The 20385-nt window shown below is 43.1% G+C and carries 17 protein-coding genes and 2 pseudogenes; 12 read left to right on the top strand and 7 right to left on the bottom strand.

All coding sequences use genetic code 11. From position 1 onward, the window contains the following. Positions 1–6: 6 nt before the first annotated feature. From AB4589_RS17395 to AB4589_RS17380, 4 genes are all read left to right on the top strand, one after another. Entirely contained in the window at positions 7–483 is a 477-nt protein-coding gene (locus tag AB4589_RS17395) for a CreA family protein (RefSeq protein ID WP_017097956.1), read from the top strand. Positions 484–626: 143 nt separating this feature from the next. Beyond that, positions 627–1931 carry an inosine/guanosine kinase gene (locus AB4589_RS17390; RefSeq protein WP_017097957.1) on the top strand — a complete coding sequence of 435 codons (1305 nt, stop codon included), beginning with the start codon at positions 627–629 and terminating at the stop codon, positions 1929–1931. Between the two features lie 294 nt (positions 1932–2225). After that, positions 2226–3974, top strand: coding sequence for a formate--tetrahydrofolate ligase (locus tag AB4589_RS17385; protein WP_372101272.1), 1749 nt, complete (start codon positions 2226–2228; stop codon positions 3972–3974). Positions 3975–4214: 240 nt separating this feature from the next. Then, positions 4215–6119 carry a diguanylate cyclase gene (locus AB4589_RS17380; RefSeq protein ID WP_372101270.1) on the top strand — a complete coding sequence of 635 codons (1905 nt, stop codon included), beginning with the start codon at positions 4215–4217 and terminating at the stop codon, positions 6117–6119. 68 nt (positions 6120–6187) lie between these two features. On the opposite strand, the gene AB4589_RS17375 is transcribed toward AB4589_RS17380, so the two are convergent. Beyond that, positions 6188–6793, bottom strand: coding sequence for a beta-phosphoglucomutase family hydrolase (locus tag AB4589_RS17375; protein WP_372101268.1), 606 nt, complete (start codon positions 6791–6793; stop codon positions 6188–6190). 87 nt (positions 6794–6880) lie between these two features. Here AB4589_RS17375 and arfB point away from each other — a divergent pair, with 87 nt between their 5' ends. Next, positions 6881–7291, top strand: a complete 411-nt coding sequence (gene arfB / locus AB4589_RS17370) for an alternative ribosome rescue aminoacyl-tRNA hydrolase ArfB (RefSeq protein ID WP_372065386.1) — start codon at positions 6881–6883, stop codon at positions 7289–7291. A 176-nt stretch (positions 7292–7467) separates the two neighbouring features. Here the strand turns inward: arfB and AB4589_RS17365 are convergent, their stop codons facing one another. After that, positions 7468–7785, bottom strand: coding sequence for a helix-turn-helix domain-containing protein (locus AB4589_RS17365; protein ID WP_009845174.1), 318 nt, complete (start codon positions 7783–7785; stop codon positions 7468–7470). 198 nt (positions 7786–7983) lie between these two features. Between AB4589_RS17365 and AB4589_RS17360 the strand changes: the two genes are divergently transcribed. Beyond that, positions 7984–8322, top strand: a complete 339-nt coding sequence (locus AB4589_RS17360) for a hypothetical protein (RefSeq protein WP_009845170.1) — start codon at positions 7984–7986, stop codon at positions 8320–8322. 140 nt (positions 8323–8462) lie between these two features. On the opposite strand, the gene AB4589_RS17355 is transcribed toward AB4589_RS17360, so the two are convergent. The 3 genes from AB4589_RS17355 to AB4589_RS17345 all read right to left on the bottom strand — a co-directional run bounded on the left by AB4589_RS17355 (position 8463) and on the right by AB4589_RS17345 (position 12140). Further along, positions 8463–9620 carry a trypsin-like serine protease gene (locus AB4589_RS17355; RefSeq protein ID WP_017097961.1) on the bottom strand — a complete coding sequence of 386 codons (1158 nt, stop codon included), beginning with the start codon at positions 9618–9620 and terminating at the stop codon, positions 8463–8465. A 313-nt stretch (positions 9621–9933) separates the two neighbouring features. Beyond that, complete coding sequence (gcvT, locus tag AB4589_RS17350) at positions 9934–11067, bottom strand: glycine cleavage system aminomethyltransferase GcvT (protein ID WP_029222778.1); 1134 nt, start codon at positions 11065–11067, stop codon at positions 9934–9936. 449 nt (positions 11068–11516) lie between these two features. Continuing rightward, entirely contained in the window at positions 11517–12140 is a 624-nt protein-coding gene (locus AB4589_RS17345; protein ID WP_017064652.1) for a helix-turn-helix domain-containing protein, read from the bottom strand. Between the two features lie 441 nt (positions 12141–12581). On the opposite strand from AB4589_RS17345, the gene AB4589_RS17340 reads away from it, so the two are divergent. From AB4589_RS17340 to gcvP, 3 genes are all read left to right on the top strand, one after another. Beyond that, positions 12582–13874 (top strand): serine hydroxymethyltransferase, encoded by a 1293-nt coding sequence (locus AB4589_RS17340; RefSeq protein ID WP_017102168.1) that lies wholly within the window; start codon positions 12582–12584, stop codon positions 13872–13874. Positions 13875–13925: 51 nt separating this feature from the next. After that, the gene (gene gcvH, locus AB4589_RS17335; protein WP_009845137.1) at positions 13926–14306 is read left to right on the top strand and encodes a glycine cleavage system protein GcvH; all 381 of its coding nucleotides are present in this window, start codon (positions 13926–13928) and stop codon (positions 14304–14306) included. An 89-nt stretch (positions 14307–14395) separates the two neighbouring features. Further along, the gene (gene gcvP / locus AB4589_RS17330) at positions 14396–17275 is read left to right on the top strand and encodes an aminomethyl-transferring glycine dehydrogenase (RefSeq protein WP_017102169.1); all 2880 of its coding nucleotides are present in this window, start codon (positions 14396–14398) and stop codon (positions 17273–17275) included. A gap of 979 nt (positions 17276–18254) precedes the next feature. On the opposite strand, the gene AB4589_RS17325 is transcribed toward gcvP, so the two are convergent. Continuing rightward, positions 18255–18611 carry a hypothetical protein gene (locus AB4589_RS17325; RefSeq protein ID WP_135443640.1) on the bottom strand — a complete coding sequence of 119 codons (357 nt, stop codon included), beginning with the start codon at positions 18609–18611 and terminating at the stop codon, positions 18255–18257. A 61-nt stretch (positions 18612–18672) separates the two neighbouring features. On the opposite strand from AB4589_RS17325, the pseudogene AB4589_RS17320 reads away from it, so the two are divergent. From AB4589_RS17320 to AB4589_RS17310, 3 genes and pseudogenes are all read left to right on the top strand, one after another. Then, positions 18673–18870, top strand: a pseudogene (locus AB4589_RS17320) (IS110 family transposase); the annotation flags it as partial. Positions 18871–18909: 39 nt separating this feature from the next. Further along, positions 18910–19170 (top strand): annotated as a pseudogene (locus AB4589_RS17315) (transposase); the annotation flags it as partial. 395 nt (positions 19171–19565) lie between these two features. Beyond that, on the top strand, positions 19566–19907 hold the full coding sequence (locus tag AB4589_RS17310) for a hypothetical protein (protein ID WP_371696142.1): 342 nt from the start codon (positions 19566–19568) through the stop codon (positions 19905–19907). Positions 19908–19973: 66 nt separating this feature from the next. Here the strand turns inward: AB4589_RS17310 and AB4589_RS17305 are convergent, their stop codons facing one another. Next, positions 19974–20120, bottom strand: coding sequence for a hypothetical protein (locus AB4589_RS17305; protein WP_371696144.1), 147 nt, complete (start codon positions 20118–20120; stop codon positions 19974–19976). Positions 20121–20385: the final 265 nt, after the last annotated feature.

Here is a 20385-nt window from a genome sequence, read left to right as displayed (position 1 = left end):
CTTCTTATGAAAAAAGCCTTAATAGCAGCGGGTATCATCACAATGTTGGCTGGCTGTTCGGACAACGAGGTTGGCGACGTCTCTCTTGGATTCTTCACAATGAAGGATATCAAAATGTCTTCTTTAGATGATGATAAAATCGCAGGTGTGACTTGTCATATCGCTTCAATCGAAGCAAACCTTAGCCTTTCCGATCCAAGCGATAGCTCTATTTCTTGTCGTCAAACCGGTGAAATTACATCAGAAATGATTGCTAAAATAGACAAAAGCAAATCTGGTGAAGTGGTGTTCAAACAATCAAAAAGTATCTTCTTTAAAACAATGAAGGTTCGTCGTATCTACGATGCAGAGAATCAATCGCTGCTTTACTTGTCATACACCACCAAAGAAACAGAAGGCAGTTTCAAGCATAGCCTTTCAACCGTTCCCCTATGGGGTACTGAGGCTTACGTTGATCCAGCAACACTCCTCCCAGCGGAATAGGCTCACGTAAATGCCCTCAAGCGAAAAGTAAAACGAGTCACCTGTACAGACATCGTACAGGTGATTCTAAATGTAATAAAAATGAAAGAATCAGAAACAAAATGTGATATCATTCGGCAAAATTTTTTCACTGTATTTTTCATATGAAGTTTCCTGGACAGCGTAAATCTAAACACTACTTTCCAACTCACGCACGTGATCCGTTGGTCAACCAAATGCAACAAACGCCTAAGCTTCACCGCGCAACAATTGTCGGTGTTGGTCAAACGATTGTTGATATCGAAGCCCGTGTTGATAACGCGTTCCTTGAAAAATATGAGCTGAGTAAAGGTCACTCACTGGTATTGGAAGAGAGTAAAGCAGATGCGCTGTACGAAGAGTTAGTTGAGCGCGGTTTGATCACGCATCAATACCCTGGCGATACTATCGGCAACACACTGCACAACTATTCCGTACTTGCAGACAGTAAATCTGTATTGCTCGGCGTTATGTCTAAGAAGATTGAAGTTGGCTCATTTGGTTATCGTTACCTTTGCCGCACTTCTTCTCGTATGAATCTAAATCACCTTCAAACGGTTGATGGTCCTATTGGTCGTTGCTACACGCTTATTTCTGAAGATGGTGAACGTACGTTTGCAATCAACGAAGGCCACATGAACCAACTGCTTCCTGAAAGCGTTCCTGAAAAAGTGTTCGAGAAAGCATCAGCATTGGTTGTGTCGTCATACCTAATGCGCGGCAAACCTGAAGATCCGATGCCAAAAGCGGTACAAAAAGCGATTGAATACGCGAAAGCGCACAATGTGCCAGTTGTACTAACACTTGGTACTAAGTACGTGATCGAAGGTAATGCGGAATGGTGGCAAGAATATCTGAAAGAAAACGTAACCATCGTCGCGATGAACGAAGACGAAGGTGAAGCGTTAACGGGTGAAAAAGATCCGCTTCTAGCTGCTAACAAAGCACTTGAGTGGGTTGACCTCGTTCTCTGTACTGCAGGCCCTATCGGTTTATACATGGCTGGCTACACTGACGAGCCTGCAAAACGCGAAACCACTCTGCCATTATTACCGGGTAACATTCCTGAGTTCAATAAATTCGAGTTCAGCCGTGCTATGCGTAAGCAAGACTGTCAAGATCCGGTAAAAGTCTACTCTCACATTGGCCCTTATCTTGGTGGCCCGCGCGAAATTAAAAACACCAATGGTGCTGGTGATGGTGCACTTTCTGCACTTTTACACGACATGGCAGCAAACAGCTACCACCACGTGAATGTACCAAACTCAGAAAAGCACGAGCACTCGTGTCTAACGTATTCTTCTCTGTCTCAAATTTGTAAGTACTCAAACCGTGTAAGCTATGAAGTGTTGACTCAGCACTCTCCTCGCCTTTCTCGTGCACTACCTGAACGCGAAGATAGCTTAGAAGAAACATACTGGGATCGTTAAGCGACTCTATTAGGTAGTTAACTCTTAGAGGTTAACGCCAAGTTGGATTACCCATTCCTTGAAGGGCTGCTATATGCAGCCCTTTTTGTATTCAACACCAATATAACGGCAGCTGAAGGTAATCAGATCGAATATTTTGCTCGTTTAAGATTTGATCTCGCGCAATGACTCTTTAGATCTGTTATCTTCCAGCACATAATTGATGTGGTTTGCCTTTACTTGGCAAATTTATACAGTACTATCGCCACGCAAACGTTTACGTACCACCTTTCGGTTCTGATATAAGGATCAAATATGCTGTCTGATATTGATATTTGTCGCTCTACTCCCCTTAAAAACATCAGTGAAGTTGCCAAGCAAGCTGGCCTGCACCACAACGAACATCAGCCATTAGGGCAATACAAATCTAAAGTGTCTCTCACATCACTTGAACGCCTCGCTAGCCAACAAGATGGTAAATTAGTCGTGGTTACGGCCATCACACCGACGCCTCTTGGTGAGGGCAAAACCGTCACCACTATCGGACTAGCACAAGGTCTAGCAAAGATTAACCAATCCGCTATGGCCTGCATTCGCCAACCTTCAATGGGCCCGGTATTTGGTGTAAAAGGTGGTGCAGCCGGCGGTGGCTATTCACAAGTTGCCCCAATGGAGCAATTGAACCTTCACCTGACTGGCGACATTCATGCCGTAACAGTCGCTCATAACCTCGCATCTGCCGCTATTGACGCTCGTTTGTATCATGAGCAACGTGAAGGGTTAGAAGCCTTTGAGGCTCGCTCAGGCTTAAAAGCTCTGGATATCGACCCACGCAGAATCGTGTGGCGACGTGTACTTGACCACAATGACCGCGCACTGCGTATGATCACGGTTGGCAAGAACGAAGCAGACAAAACAATTAATGGCTTTGAGCGCGAGGATGGCTTTGACATCTCAGCCGCTTCAGAGCTGATGGCTATTCTTGCTCTCACTGATGACCTCCAAGATTTAAGAAAGCGTATCGGACGAGTGGTACTCGCATACAACAACCAAGGCTTGCCATTAACTGCAGATGACTTCAACGTAGCAGGTGCTATGACAGTCACAATGAAAGACTCCATAGAGCCAACATTGATGCAAACCCTTGAAGGGGTTCCTACCCTAATCCACGCGGGGCCATTCGCTAACATCGCACACGGTAACTCTTCTATTATTGCCGATAAGGTTGCGTTAAAGCTAAGTGACTTTGTCGTGACGGAAGGTGGCTTCGGCTCAGATATGGGTTTTGAGAAAGCATGTAACATCAAAGTGAAAGCATCGAAAAAAAATCCAGATTGTGCTGTTATTGTCGCAACATTACGTGGTCTAAAAGCCAACTCAGGTTTATACGATTTGAGACCAGGAACTCCGCTACCAGATTCAATCTTTAATGATGACCAAGACGCGCTTATTGCAGGGTTTGAGAACCTTAAATGGCACATCAACAGCGTTAAGCAATACCAAGTGCCTACCGTTGTTGCGATCAATCGATTTCCACAAGATTCAGCTCAAGAGCTCGATGCTTTGAAACAGATGATCACCGACTTCGACCCAAGCGTTAGTGTTGAAGTAAGCGAAGTATTTGGTCAGGGTGGCGAAGGGGCGACTAAATTGGCTCACGCCGTAGTAAAAGCTTGCCAAAAACAGAGTGAATTTAAGCCGTTGTATCACTCAAAGCAAAGCCTAGAAGAAAAACTGATGGCCGTCGCTGAAGTTGGCTATGGCGCAGCAAGTATCTCGCTATCTCCACTGGCTAAAAAACAACTGGCCGAATTCAAACTGCATGGCTATAACGACCTATCGGTTTGTTTAGCAAAAACACCACTATCGATCTCGACAGAAGCACACGTAAAAGGTGCACCATCTCAGTTTGACGTACCCGTTAGGGAGCTAAAACTGTGTGCTGGTGCTGGCTTTATTTACGCGCTGTGCGGCAATGTAATGACCATGCCAGGCCTACCGGATAAACCGGCTTTTATGTCGTTGGACATTGATAGCAAAGGAAACATCGTTGGCTTAAGTTAATTACGACCAGACATAGGCTAAAAATCCGCTTTATCTAGAATAACCTGTCCGTACTATGCTCCCCATTATATTTGCGGACAGGTCTCGTTTCTGATACCTAATTGCTCAATTAACACCCCAAGTGCAATAAATTTCATTAAAAACGAAATAATATGCACATCTAATTATAAGTTTTGGGTCAAGATCACATTAATAGGCCTACAAAATATATAGTATTGCGCTGATTTTTCGAGGACAGTGATGAATACGAGTATAAAAAAACTGATCAGCCAATTTCTATGTACCTTGTTTGTCCTAGGATTAGTCCCTGCTCTCTATATAAACTCTGAATTTGAACGGGTTGAAGCCCAGTATGCGCTAAACATCAAACAGTCTAATCAAAACCAAATCGAATACAGCTTCCATCAACTCGCTATTATTGTTGAGCAAATATCAAACGCGGTTCCCTCTATTGCCGCCTCACAGACCCTACTTCGTTCCATTTCCGAGCCTTCAGTTACTAACAAACAAGCACTGCAGGATCTGTGGGTTGTATTGGCACACGGGCAACAATACTACTCTCAACTGCGTTTCCTAGATCTAGACGCTAATGAAGTATTCCGCGTCAACTATAAAGATGGCCACGCAAGTGTCACTCCAGACCACGAGTTACAAAACAAATCCTCTCGTGATTACTACAAAAAGCTACAAGAATTAGAGATTGGAGAAGTTAAAGCTACAGGCATTGATCTAGAAGTTGAAAATGGAGAGTTAGTTCGCCCCTTTTCGCCGACACTTCGCATTATGACGCCTGTCACTGTAGGGGAGCACATTATTGGCTATTTCATTGCTAACCTAAATATGCGCGAGATCTATGATCGCTTACATTACCAGATAGGTACATCAGCGACAGTTCCGGTCATCCTTAATAATACTGGTCATGTCATCATGGGTCCCGACCCTGAGGATTCATTTGGGCATGTGATTGAATCACGTTCAGACAAGACGTATGCAAAACTAGCCCCAGGCCTGTGGCAGAATATTCAAAGCGGCACCTCATCCAGCTATTTTGATGGTAAAAACTGGTATTTTCACTCTGACATCAGCCCTAAGATTAAGCAGTTTGAAGGACCAATTTATATGGTTCTTCATATTGAAGAACATCAATTTAACACTCAGTTTCAACAAGAAAATCACGCCATAGTCGTTCAGATAATCATACTCTCGATATTGATTTCAATGATATCTGCAGGTTTCGTACTGTGGAACAGAAATCATAAAAAGAACAGTATCGAAAGCCAACTCGCCAAAGCGGCAATGAACGGTATGTCTGCCCTATTAATCACAGACAAAAATAACCGAATCATAAAAGTAAACCAAGAGTTCACCCGTGTCAGTGGCTACGAGTTAGAAGATGTAAAAGGTAAACAGCCTTCATTGTTTAACGCTGGCCGATATAATGAAGAGTTCTACATTAAAATGTGGAGCGTCATTAAAGAGACAGGGATGTGGGAAGGCGAAGTGGTGAACCGACGAAAGGATGGCACCTTCATCACGGAAATTCTTCGAATACAAACCATCAAAGACTCAAAAGATGTGATTCAATTTTATGTTGCATCATTTGTTGATATCAGCAAACGCAAAGAGCTCGAGAATAAATTGAGAAACCTTAGCGAAAAAGATGCACTATCTGGCTGTTGGAATAGACGAAAGTTCGACCTGGAGCTTCGTGACGAGTGTTCTCGCGTTAGTCGTTACCCTACTCGCGAGCAATCTTGCTTAGCCATATTGGATATTGACCATTTCAAACGCATTAACGATAGATTTGGACATGATTATGGCGATAAAGCCATACAAACCGTAGCACAGGTACTGCAACGTGAATGCCGAGATACCGATTTCGTGGCTCGTATTGGGGGAGAAGAGTTTGGGGTTATCTTGCCTCACACGACACCACAAGAAGCCGACTATGTGCTTAATAGGCTGAGAATCGCGATCAGTATCGAGTTCGACAACGTCGTTACAATAAGTGGCGGAATAACCAACCTAACAGGTGAACCTGCACTCAATTATAAGTGCGCCGATTTAGCTCTTTACGAAGCAAAAGCAGTAGGTAGAAACAGTGTATGTTTGTTCCTTGATAGCGAAATGAGCGAAATTGCATAGTGGGAGCCTGCATCGCACCACCGCCCCGCTAACTTATTCATTTCACTCTAGAGTCGTTCACTCAACAATCAACTTGGTGCGGGGTAGAACTCCAGCGTATTCCCTTCGACTACCAGAATGCAATCCATATTCGCAGCATGGGCTGCCTGCTTACCAAGGTGAGTATCTTCAAACACAACACACTGCTTTGGCTGTAAACCCATACCAAAACAAGCAGCTAAGAAAGTATCAGGGTTTGGTTTATGATTCTTCACATCTGTCGCTGTCACTAAGATATCCAACTTACTCAAGATATCCGTTTTATCTAACAGTTGTTCTGCGCTCTTGCGTTGACTGCCCGTTCCAACCGCAATCTTCTTGTCACCGAGATGGTCTATCAAAAGAGAATACGTACAAGGGATAATATCTCCTTTGTCTTCAATAGCTGCAAACGAAGCCATTTTAAACGTAGAAACCGCTTGTGGGTCGAGCGATAAACCGTACTTACTATTTACCTCACCCGCGATCTTATAACTCGGCATTCCACCTAAGCTATGCAGCCAAGACGCTTCGAAATAAAAGCCGAACTCTTCCGCCGTTTGTAGCCATGCTTTCACATGTGCTGGCATTGTATCGATCAACGTACCGTCCATATCAAAGATTAATCCTTCATACGCCGTTAAATCAATTTTCATCACTACTACCACTCTTTAAGAAAGTTACTGATACCATACCCAATATTCAGTATCATGACCCCATATTACTGTTCAAAATGGATGTTTATGTTACAAATATCTAACTCTGTTTCAATTCAAGACTGGGAACTCCAGCTAACCGCGATCAGAGCTCAAGGAGCCGGAGGTCAAAACGTCAATAAAGTATCGAGTGCGATACATTTACGTTTTGACATAAAGCACTCAACCCTACCCGATTTCTATAAAGAAAAACTCCTGGCACATAAAGATGGTCGTATCACTAAAGATGGTGTGATTATCATTAAAGCTCAACAGTACAGAACTCAGGAGCAAAACCGAGACGATGCTTTGGTACGTTTGAAAGAGCTGATCTTAGAAGCAACAAAAGTTCAAAAAGTGAGACGAGCAACCAAGCCAACACGCGGCTCTCAAAAAAGACGTTTAGAAAGTAAAAAGCAAAGAAGCACCACCAAACAACTTCGCGGAAGAGTAGGCTAATTGTTTCATGTCCGTAGTGAGCACCTCACCATGAAACAATCATTTTAGCTCTAACTAGCTGGACAAAAGACGATACCTGACATTATTTATTCGTAGACAATTTATTCGAAGACTGGTTGTTTGAGGCTACGTATTTAAAACACTATTGATTAGAAAATATCTATTGGAACAAAACGCTACTTCTGTTTTTTGACCGACAAAATCAGTTTAATCAACAGCATTCGCTCTTCACTGGTTAACAAACGACTAGCAGCAGCTACATCTTCCGCTGCTGCTTCAGACGCTCCTACAACGTCGAGTACGACATCCAAGTCCGTCACTTTCAAAGTTCTCGTGATCGAACGATACTGAGACATTTTGATATCAGCCTCTCCGCGCTCAATTCGTTGATAGGTTTTCAAGCTCATTCCTGCGCTAGCCGCTAATTTTTCTTGAGACCAATTGCCTAGCTTCCTACGCTCAATCAGCGCAATGACTATAGGTTCTTGTGACATAAGCACCTCCAGAATAGACAGTTATGACCTAATTTCAGCAAGAAGCAGACCATATTGACTTAGAACAGTTTACATAAGCGATTAAAGGCATATTATTCGGCCGATAAAAACGTTACGTTTCATGGACTTTCACACTTACAACGACGTTAACTCGCGGGTAGATAAGTTTGAATTATCAGAGCTAGGAAATAAGAAAAATTGCAAATTGCGAATAATGATAGCGTGAAATTGGAAATTGCGAATCTCTATAAATTGGCATTTCCTTGCATACAACAGGCTTTAGAATCAGAAGATACCCGTAATGAAATTGTTGCGGTACAGCAGAGATTACTGACTTACAAAGAAGTACTGTTACACGGAAATATGCTGGAAGATAAAGAATTAAAACAGGCTTTTTCTGCATTGAACCAAAGCGAGAAAGGTGTTGTACAAGGTGGTATTCAAAATATCAACGATGCAATAAAGCAAATGGATGAAATTGTCGAAAGGTATAGCAGGAAGGCGAAAATCAATAAGCAGGCTTATCGACAAGTTTGAAGCGATAGTACACCGAAATAACCAAGTCGACGCTGATGCTTTTTAGCGTCGACTTAATCTAAGACTTCTTTCATTAATGCTTAAATGAACAACCTGTCGAGGTATAGCCCTCAATCATGCTGATGAACGTCTACTTAACTTTAAATAGATTGTCTTCTTAAAATAAGTAAACCAAGCGCGAATATCGACAAGAATCCCAAAGAACCGCCGCTACTAGAGCCTGAGTTGGTGCCTGAATTAGACCCGCCCGATAGGCTTATCTTCGGCATTGACGTTTCATTTAACAAAGCAGAAGATGAATCAACGGTTTCACCATCGCTCACTCGTACGAGAACACGAGAACTCGGTGTACTTCTAACTTCAAAAGTTGCGTTTTCAGTGCCTGAAACAACTCGATCTATCCATCCTGCATAATCATAAACTTCCGTAAAAACAGACGTGTATTTTTCAGTAAGGCTTCCACATGTAGCTGGCCCGTAACTCGTAATGCCTATTTGCTGATAGCTAACCCCATCCCACCAATAGACAGGACCGCCTGAATCACCATTACAGGTCGAGTTTTTGTATCCATTGAACTGCGCTCCATCAAAACAAAGCTGTTTGTCTGTTGAATTACAGCTATTTGTAGCATCGAAGGTTAAATTCGCTTGATTTACTACATTGGTAGCAGTTCTAGAAACAGTTTTGCCTTGGTCATCTGTTATATGACTCGTCAAGCCTCGGCCAACTGCCTTAAACGTATCTTGACCACGATTCAATGCATAGACATTGTCGAATGTAGAGTTAATTGAAGAAGAGTAGTCTCGTACATTTAAGGCTGTTTTGAGTTTCAAGATAGCAATATCGTTTGGTAATACTTTCCCGTTGATGGGATCAAGATTATTACTATAGTCACTTGGATAATATATCTTTTCGACTCGTGCTGATTGGTATCCACCGTTGTTATATTTTGTTTGATCTGCCATTCCTGGAACAACCCAAGTATTAAGCATCCACGCGTAACTTTCATACACACAATGGGCAGCGGTAAGCACGAATTGTGCATCTATAATGGTTCCACCACAGTAGTTAGAAAATTTTGAACCATCATGAAAGTACAGGCTAGTAAACGTTGGATAAGTATTAGTTAGTTCTGCATCTGTTGTGGGGCTACCATTGATAATATAAGGTGAAACACCGACATTAGGAGCACTTTCGACCGAGTTTTCCGTCGCCATAACACTTGATGTGTAAATCAATGGAGCTAACAGCCCTAAAACGGCTTTACGAACCGGACTCATTGTATGGTTAACATTCATAGATAACTCCTTGTAACCCCTACTACTTATTTACAAAAATGATGAATCGTCACCATAACACGTACCACTAATATTATAGTAAGCAATTTTAATGATATAGCCATATGTCTCGTTTTAAAAAACGAACTTTCAGGTATCTGGGCTTGTAGCGATATAGAAAGTTATACGCTCTTAAAATTAGATACGTTTATAAAAATAGATACGTTCATAAAAAGGGAGACAGGCTTAAACAAAAAAGCCTACCATTGAACTTCTCTATACAGAGAATCAAACAGTAGGCTTTGTTTAGCTTAATAGTTGCTCTTAAAAGAGATTAGCCACGGTAGTAACGTTGAGGTACGAATGGCATTTTTTCTACTGTCATTGGTAGCTTCTTACCACGAACTTCAGCGAATACTTCAGTGCCAATTACTGCTAGATCAGTGCGTACATATGCCATAGAAACAGGTTTGCCTGCATTAGGCCCCGCTGTACCGCTTGTTACAACACCAATCTTGTTGTCTTCAGCATCGAACAGCTCAGCGCCTTCACGTACTGGCGCTTTAGTTTGACCAACAAGACCAACACGCTTACGTTGAACATCTTTGGTTGCGATTTGCTCAAGGATGATATCAGCGCCAGGGAAACCGCCTGCACGTTCACCGTCTGTACGACGCACTTTTTGAATACCCCATAGAAGGCTAGCTTCTACTGGAGTAGTTGTTGTATCTAGGTCATGACCGTATAGACATAGACCACACTCAAGACGAAGTGAGTCACGAGCGCCAAGGCCAATCCACTCTACTTCAGCTTCTGATGTTAGCTTGCGTGCCAGTGCTTCAGCGTGATCGTTAGGAACAGAGATCTCGTAGCCATCTTCCCCCGTGTAACCACTGCGGCTCACGATGCATTCAACGCCGTCGATATCAACTTTTTGAACGTCCATGAAAAGCATGTCAGCAACGCTTGGTTGGAAACGAGCTAAAACTTCAGACGCTTTAGGGCCTTGAAGTGCTAATAGAGCGCGATCATCAATCACTTCCATTTCTACGTCAGCTGGAAGGTGCGCAGTTAGATGGTCGATATCTTGTGTCTTACATGCTGCGTTCACAACAACAAACAGGTGATCACCTAGGTTAGCAACCATCAGATCATCCATAATGCCGCCCTGCTCGTTAGTAAAAAACGCATAGCGCTGCTTACCAGAAGGAAGGTCAATAATATCTACAGGAACCAAAGATTCTAAGACAGCAGCTGCGTTTGCACCATGTAGACGAAGTTGCCCCATGTGAGAAACATCAAAAAGACCAGCAGCATCACGAGTATGTAAATGCTCTTTCTTTACACCAAGCGGGTACTGGACTGGCATATCGTAGCCAGCGAAAGGAACCATCTTTGCGCCCTCTTCAACGTGAAGTGCATGCAGTGGTGTTGTTAGTAGGTCTTGATTAGCGTGTTCTTGAGTCATTTTATTCTCCATGAAGCGTTGCAGGCTGTCCAAAATCGAGTCTGCCGCTTATATCTCTATTTAGAGTCGCCTCTAACGATACTGGTTAACGTTAGAAACAGTAGATAGTAAAAAGTGATGTCCTTTATATAGGCTTATATCGTTGGCTCTATAAATTATGAATAACTGTACAGAACCCATACAACTCACTTTCTAAGAATTCACTTCAGTAAACTTCAATCAACATGAGTAAACCGTGTTCACTATAATAAACAAGGCTGAGTGAGTTTTACACCCTTAACAAGATTAAAACAGCTCAAAATGTGACATTTAACAATTTAAAAACAATTTATAGATACATACAAAAACGCGATATTGATGATTTTCACATCAATATCGCGTCTGTTGGCTAACGTTCGAAACAAAAGCAAACGTTTGCATTCACTATAAGAAATTCTAAGTTTGTTAACTTATTTTGCAGTCACCCACAAAATGAGTGCATCTTCTGTACTGGTAGAAATCAGCATGTGGCCCATATTGGCATCGTAATACATGCTATCGCCTTCGCTCATTGGCACAGGTTCGTAGAATTCTGAATAGAACATCACATCACCGGAGATAATCATTAAGAACTCCTCACCGTCATGACGCACCCAATCATTATACTCTTCAAAAGTACGTGCTCTTACGCGGCTCTTAAACGGCATCATCTTCTTATTAGAAAGCTCAGTCGCAAGCAGCTCATGTTCATAAGTCGGTGTTGGGTGTGGTTTACCTTGGCCTGCCTTGGTTAAATCTCGACGTCCTGTTGCCACTTTTTTTCTTGGCGGCTCAAAGAGTTGCGGCATATCAATTTGCAAACCCATCGCCAATTTTTGCATTGCTTGAAACGTTGGTGAGATCTGTTCATTCTCAATTTTGCTGAGCGTAGAGCGAGCCAAGCCTGTTCTTTGGCTTGCTTCTTCTAACGTAATCCCAAGCTTGCCGCGGATATCTTTAATACGCTGGCCAAGCCTAAGTGGTTCGATATTCTGGTCTAACGTTTCCTTCGCCAACGTTAAAGATGGGTACTCATCATAAATGTCTTCTGACATAGGTCCCTCATTAATTTCTTGCTTCCTGTCTATTCATTTCATTGTTGCATGAAGCGCTTTGTTGATTAAAGAGCACACAGAGAAATAAAGCGTGCTCCCCGTAGCAAAACAAGAAAAGTTATTTCCTATTGGAAATTTTTGTTGAAAATTGATTTTATCGGAGCTATGTTATCGACTTGTTAGATGAAGAGATGCTACTTCAGCTTGCAGCAAATGATAGATTTAACATTTGTAAGAGCTGTTTTTTACCCGAACTTTTTGGGAAACAATTCGTGCTGCATCGACCCTACAACGATCGCTTAGACGCTGTAAGAGTATATTTATAACGCAATTCACGTTTATCTATACCTATATAGCGCAAACGATACCGATGCAGAAATCAACGTAAGACCTAATGGACTATAAAAACAATCACCATTAGCTTAATGAAAGGTCTCGACAATGAACGCTTACCAAAACCATAGCTTAGACAGTTTTTTCTCTACGAACCTATCTGCGACTGACGACGCAGTATTTGCTGGAATCCAAGCAGAGAACACTCGTCAAAACGAACAAATCGAACTTATTGCTTCTGAGAACATCGTTTCTAAAGCAGTAATGCAAGCTCAAGGCACTTGCCTGACCAACAAATACGCAGAAGGCTACCCAGGCCGTCGTTACTACGGTGGTTGTGAGCACGTAGATACAGTAGAAGCTATCGCGATTGAACGTGCTAAACAGCTGTTCAAGTGCGAATACGTAAACGTACAACCTCACTCAGGTGCTCAAGCGAACGGCGCAGTTAAACTTGCCCTACTTCAACCTGGCGACACTATCCTAGGCATGTCTCTAGACGCTGGTGGCCACCTTACACACGGTGCGCGCCCTGCAATGTCTGGTAAGTGGTTCAACGCAGTTCAATACGGCGTAGACCGCGAAACTCTAGAAATCGATTACGAAGCGGTTCGCGCTTTAGCTATCGAAAGCCAACCTAAAATGATTATTGCTGGTGGTAGTGCTATCCCACGCGTTATTGATTTCGCTAAGTTCCGTGAAATCGCTGACGAAGTTGGCGCTATCCTAATGGTCGATATGGCACACATCGCGGGTCTTATCGCGACAGGTGCTCACCCTAGCCCACTACCACACGCACACGTTGTTACCACAACAACGCACAAAACACTTCGTGGCCCACGCGGCGGCATGATTCTTACGAACCACGAAGACATCAACAAAAAGATCAACTCTGCAGTGTTCCCTGGCCTTCAAGGCGGCCCACTAATGCACGTTATCGCGGCTAAAGCAGTGGCGTTTGGCGAAGCACTTGGCCCTGAATTTAATACTTATATTGATTCAGTGATCGACAACGCAAAAGTTCTTGCTGAAGTGTTGCAAACTCGCGGTTGTGACATTGTGACTGGCGGTACAGACACACATCTAATGTTGGTTGACCTTCGCCCTAAAGGCTTGAAAGGTAACGTAACTGAAGAAGCATTAGAGCGTGCAGGGATCACATGTAACAAAAATGGCATACCATTCGATACAGAGAAGCCTATGATTACTTCTGGTATCCGTTTAGGCACGCCAGCTGGAACCAGTCGTGGTTTTGGCACTGAAGAATTCAAACTTATCGGTGAATGGATCGGCGATGTACTTGATGGCTTAGTTGAAAGCCCTGAAGGCAATGCTGAAGTTGAGCAACGTGTTCGCAAGCAAGTTAAAGAGCTTTGCAAGCGCTTCCCTCTTTACCGTTAAACCAATTTTAAGATTTAAATTAAAACCTCATAAATTTTTGGAGAATAAGCAATGGACAATACACTAAAGTTTGCAGACAGCCACGAGTGGGTAAAAGACAACGGTGACGGTACTGTAACTATTGGTATTTCTGAGCACGCTCAAGAGCTACTAGGTGACGTTGTGTTTGTTGACCTGCCAGACACTGAAGACGAAATTGAAGCTGGCGAAAGCTTCTCTCTGGTTGAATCAGTGAAAGCAGCTTCTGATATCTACGCACCAATCTCTGGCGAAATTGTAGAAATCAACGAAGAATTAGAAGATAGCCCAGAGCTAATCAACGAAGAACCTTATGAAGGCGGTTGGATTGTTAAAGTGAAGATGTCTGATGCGTCTGAACTAAACAACCTTAAAGATGCGGAAGAATACCTAAGCTCTGTAGAAGAAGACTAATAGGTAACCTCATTACGATAAAGCTGCTCTTTGGAGCAGCTTAATTTTAGGGGCTAGCTCACGGCTCCAGAGAGAAAGTAGAACATATCATGACTGAATTACTTCAAAGCCAATTACTGAAAGACTTGGGTACGCAAAACGAGTTTGTTGCTCGTCATAACGGCCCTAATAAAGCAGACCAGCAAAAAATGCTTGAAGCGATCAACGCGACTAGCCTAGACGCACTGATCGACGAAACGGTTCCTGCACAAATCCGTCTTGAAAAACCAATGACACTTGCTGCGCCACTGAGCGAGATGGACATGCTGACCTCTCTTAAAGAGATCGCTAACCTAAACCAAGTGAAACGTACTTTCATTGGCCAAGGCTACTACAACACATTCACTCCAAACGTTATTCTACGTAACGTTTTAGAGAACCCCGGCTGGTACACAGCTTACACACCATACCAACCAGAGATTTCTCAAGGTCGTCTTGAAGCTCTACTCAATTACCAACAAATGGTAATGGACCTAACCGGTATGGAAATCGCGAACGCATCCCTTCTTGATGAAGCGACAGCGGCTGGCGAAGCAATGACTCTGTGTAAGCGTGCTGGCAAAAGCAAGAGCAAAGTATTCTTCGTTGCTGACGATGTTCACCCTCAAACACTAGAAGTTGTTAAAACTCGTGCTGAGTACATCGGTTTTGAAGTCATGGTTGGTGCTCTTGAAACACTTCCAGAGCAAAACGTATTTGGTGCGCTTCTTCAATACCCGAGTACAACGGGTGAAGTTCGTGACCTAACAGACATCATTGCGAAAGCTCAAGCTAACAAAACACTGGTTACAGTGGCTACTGACCTACTTGCTTCCGCTCTACTTAAGCCTGCGGGCGAAATGGGCGCAGACGTAGTCATCGGTTCAGCGCAACGTTTCGGCGTTCCTATGGGTTACGGTGGTCCACACGCTGCATTCATGGGTACTCGTGAAAAACATAAGCGTACAATGCCAGGTCGTGTAATCGGTGTATCTATCGATACTCACGGTAACCAAGCGCTACGTATGGCAATGCAAACTCGTGAGCAACACATCCGCCGCGAGAAAGCGACATCGAACATCTGTACAGCTCAAGCACTTTTAGCAAACATGGCGTCGTTCTACGCGGTTTACCACGGTGCAGAAGGCCTACGTACTATTGCTCGTCGTACACACCACATGACAGCTATCCTAGCGGCTGGCCTGACTAAATCGGGTTACGAACTAACGAACAACAGCTTCTTTGATACCATCACGATCAACTCTGAAGAGAAGACAGATGCACTGTACGCGAAAGCGCAAGCAGCAGACATCAACCTTCGCCTTCTTAAGGGTAAAATCGGTATCAGCTTAGACGAAACAACAACGATCGACGACGTGAATGCACTATTCGCAATCTTCGACGTGAAAGAAGACGTTCAAGCACTATCTTCTGACATTGCATCAAATGAGTTTGCAGCAATTCCAGAAAACTGCCGTCGTGAATCAGAGTTCCTAACTCACCCAGTATTCAACACGCACCACAGCGAAACGCAAATGATGCGTTACCTAAAACAGCTTGAGAACAAAGACTTCTCACTAACGCACGGCATGATCCCACTGGGCAGCTGTACGATGAAGCTGAACGCTGCTGCTGAGATGATTCCAGTAACATGGCCTGAGTTTGGTTCAATTCACCCATTCGCACCTCTAGAGCAAGCAGCGGGCTACACAGCGCTAGCGAAAGATCTTAAAGAGAAGCTATGTGAAATTACCGGTTACGACGATTTCTCACTACAGCCTAACTCTGGTGCATCTGGCGAATACGCAGGTCTAATCGCGATTCAACGCTACCACGCAAGCCGCGGTGAAGCTCACCGTAATGTTTGTCTGATTCCAAGCTCTGCGCACGGTACTAACCCTGCAACAGCATCTATGGTTTCAATGAAAGTAGTGGTTGTTAAGTGTGATGAAGATGGCAACATCGACATGGCAGACCTAGCAGCGAAAATCGAGAAGCACAAAGACAACCTATCAAGCATCATGATCACTTACCCTTCTACGCACGGCGTATACGAAGAGCAAGTGAAAGAAGTGTGTGAACAAGTACACGCAGCGGGCGGTCAGGTTTACCTAGACGGCGCGAACATGAACGCTCAAGTAGGTCTAACTTCACCTGGCTTCATCGGTTCAGACGTATCTCACTTGAACCTACACAAAACATTCTGTATCCCACACGGTGGTGGCGGTCCGGGTATGGGTCCTATCGGCGTTAAATCGCACCTAGCACCTTTCCTACCAGGTCACATCGAAAACGGTGTACAAGGTTCTGACTACGCGGTATCAGCGGCAGATTTAGGTAGTGCTTCAATCTTACCTATCTCTTGGGCTTACATCGCAATGATGGGCGAACCTGGCCTAACAGACGCAACGAAAGTAGCGATTCTGAACGCGAACTACGTGATGGAAAAACTACGTCCTCACTACCCTGTTCTTTACCGTGGCACTAACGGCCGCGTAGCGCACGAATGTATTATCGATATTCGTCCACTTAAGGAAGATACAGGTATCAGCGAAGAAGATATTGCTAAGCGTTTAATGGACTTCGGTTTCCACGCGCCTACTATGTCTTTCCCTGTAGCTGGCACACTAATGGTAGAGCCAACTGAATCTGAAGATTTAGAAGAGCTAGACCGTTTCTGTGAAGCGATGATCGCAATCCGTCACGAAATGGCAGCAGTGAAAGCGGGTGAATGGCCACTAGACAACAACCCTCTAGTGAACGCACCGCACACACAAGTTGACCTTTCAGGCGCAGAATGGGATCGCCCTTACTCTCGCGAACTGGCTTGTTTCCCATCAAAAGCAACCAAGAACTCGAAGTACTGGCCTACTGTTAACCGTGTAGACAACGTATACGGCGACCGTAACCTAATCTGTTCTTGTCCAAGTATCGACAACTACGAAGACTAATTCGTAGCGGCGCTAAGCAGAACAACATAACAAAAGGCGAACCGAACGGTTCGCTTTTTTGTTTTTCGGATTCCAGATTATATGACTAATAAAGCATTGACCTTACCGTAAGGGAAAGGTTTAAGGTGATATGACATTCACGACAAATTAGGAATCAATGATGGGATGTTGCAATAAAGCGCCAAAAGGTGGAGCACCTCTTGGCTTGCTTCTAAAAGTAACACTGGGGATTGGTCTTTTTGTTTTTCTGCTGGCTTTGTGGCAATAGAAGACTTATACAACTTAAGCTTTGAAGCTAAAAAGTGATGGTATGTAAAACATAAATGGCGCCCAAATAGCCATTGACGCCATAGTCTATTGTTATGACTCAGTTTCGTCGACGTACTCAATCTGCTTATTCACAAAAATGGCTAAAACTATTGCAAAAACAATCGCGATTGAGATTCTAAGAAAAGTAGATGGGATAATAGATTGTGTAGAAATGACAAACGGACCAGCGAAACCACCGGAAACAGCTCCTAGATAAGTTCGCCTCCGACTCCATTTCATCAGCGAACCACATCCAATACAACGATACTTAGTCCAATGAGAACTAAAGAAAAACCAGCTACATGCCACATTTTTCCGACACTTGGGACATTGTCTAGACTTCATAATTGCCTCGTAAAATTAAACTAAGCCGATATAAAACAAGCTGATTAAAGAAACATCAAATCTTCTAGCTAGAGTTTCGAGGGAGTTCATGAGCTATAAAACCTTACTAAGTGGCGGATAACGCACACTCACCCTAAAGCCACACACTTTAGACACAAAACCCAATAGGAACTTTAAATGCCAAGCCTTAGCAGTTCACCTTGATAAAACCTCAAGGCGATGTGCCCTTCAAATCCGATCGTACAATTTACTTAATAAAGTGGCTTCGGGCTTGTTCAACACTCGGGATTTAATGTTGGCTGAGCAACACCTTAATCCTTATTAGTTATGTTCGAAACTCTTTTAGAGTATTGAGTCCAAAACTAAAAATCATGAATGCAGGTAAAGCTAACACCACACCATAAAACTGTAAGTAATCATCACTAATCACATATGGGCCAAATGGCTCGAATACCCATAACCCACACAAGCACAAAAGCCCCCAACCGCCACTACTAAAGATAAAAGCCATAAACATCGGTAGAGATAACATTCGATCACTTGAGTTAATTTCAGATTTGCGCTTTGTTCCAAAATACCCCACACCCAAAATGGAACAGATAGCACTAACTATACCTGTTACTCCATTTATGACTTCCCACTCTAGTTGCATATTCCCTCCATAGAACATAACGAATGACATGGATTCCCCCTTTCCGAGGATCTGCCACACTTATGTGGTACTTAATTGCACCGGAGGCACCATGTCTGATTATTCTTATTTCTGCGGTATCGACCTAGCTAAAAACCACTTTAGTCTTCATACCGTAGACCAAAATGGTAAGGTCATACTTCATAAGTCAGTAACCCGCTCTAAACTACTGACTACAATAGCAAATATGCCACTCATGCGTATAGGCGTTGAAGCGTGTGGTGGTGCACATTATTGGGCAAGAACACTAATAATAAACCGGGCATGACGCCGCTATCTCACTGACGACACTGTCACCTTTCGCTATAAAGAGAGCCAGACCAATGCATGGCGAACGCGCACCTTACCTACTCTCAAGTTTTTGCTGCTCATTTTGCAACACGTGCAGCCCAAAGGGTTGCAGCGAGTAAGAGACTACGGATTTTTACGTGATCAAGCACACGCCTTAAGAGCCCGGATTCAACTGCTGTTATTGAACTTGGTCTATAGGATGCCGCCACTCACCGCCCCGATAAGGAGCAAAGCGATAAGAGTATGCCCTTGCTGTTAGCATGAGATGGCGTGTGTTGGAGTAAGCCGACCTATGTAACCGAAAGGCATTTGATAATAAGGAGAATGGCATCAATGAAAACAGAGGAGATGTGACGACGAAAGAAACGAAAAACAGTTAACTGGTTGATAAGATTGCTATCGCAACCTTATCTCGGCCTCGCTCGCCTTGAGAAAAGCCTCAAAGCGATGTGCCCTTCAAGTTCAATCGTACAATTTACTTAATAAAGTGGCTTCGGGCTTGTTCAACACTTGGGATTTAGTGTTGGCTACGCAACACCTTAATCCTTATTAGTTAGCAATCATTTTTATCGTTACAACAAAAAAGACAAAACCATGTGTAATAAAATATTAGTAAAATACCCTCCTTTGATTAGAGCTTACAAGGTATCCTTTATGGCATGGTTTATCGCATTATGCATATTACTTTTTATTTGGAGAGTGATGATTAACCACAACAAGTTAAAACTATTAAAGATGAGAGTCGTAAACTTAGCTCTTTACGAAATTTCTGAAGATATAACCTATTTAAATAGAGTTCGTGACTGCGCGACAAGGGTGAGATTTAAGTATGACTTTGTTCACGACATTACGGAAAAACTGAGCTACCAAAATAGTGTAGCTGAAATAGTGAAAGAACTATCAATTCGTAAAGGGTACGACTATAAGCAACGACCACTATGGTCAGTAGTGGAAAATGCAGCGACTAACTATCCAGAACTGTGTTCAGATTGGTAGATATCTCAGGAGTGGCTAGAAGTAGCTACTCCTAATCGAAGAATATAAAAAAGCAGTTTAATATTACTATCCAAAGATAGCCATAAGAATCAAGGCACCACCCCAGATAGGTATAGTTGCAATGGCTAGATTAAAAGCTAATGCACATAGAGCTGCCGCCCCTCCTACCAAAAACAAAATTGCAGCACCAATGTATGCAAAAATATCTTTCATAAATATCTCGGTGATTATTAATATAATTTAATGATAAAGCCAAAGAATAGGCTCTATCGCCTAGCTTCAACTCCGTGAAACGCGAAAATTTACACTAAAAGGACACAGCAAGATAACAAATAATTTTTTTAGCTAAGATAAGAAACTCTTGTTGTTTATAATGATTGCTAACGCCTCATTAAGAGGAAATTTATAGTTGGCTAAAATGTTGAACGCAGTGAAAACAGCCAACTGTAAATTTTCCTGCTTTGATCCGCACCAGCAG

Origin of the sequence: Vibrio sp. 10N.222.49.A3 (assembly GCF_041475145.1) — a bacterium.
Classification (GTDB): Bacteria; Pseudomonadota; Gammaproteobacteria; order Enterobacterales; family Vibrionaceae; genus Vibrio; species Vibrio tasmaniensis_A.
This window is presented reverse-complemented; position numbering and strand designations above follow the sequence as displayed.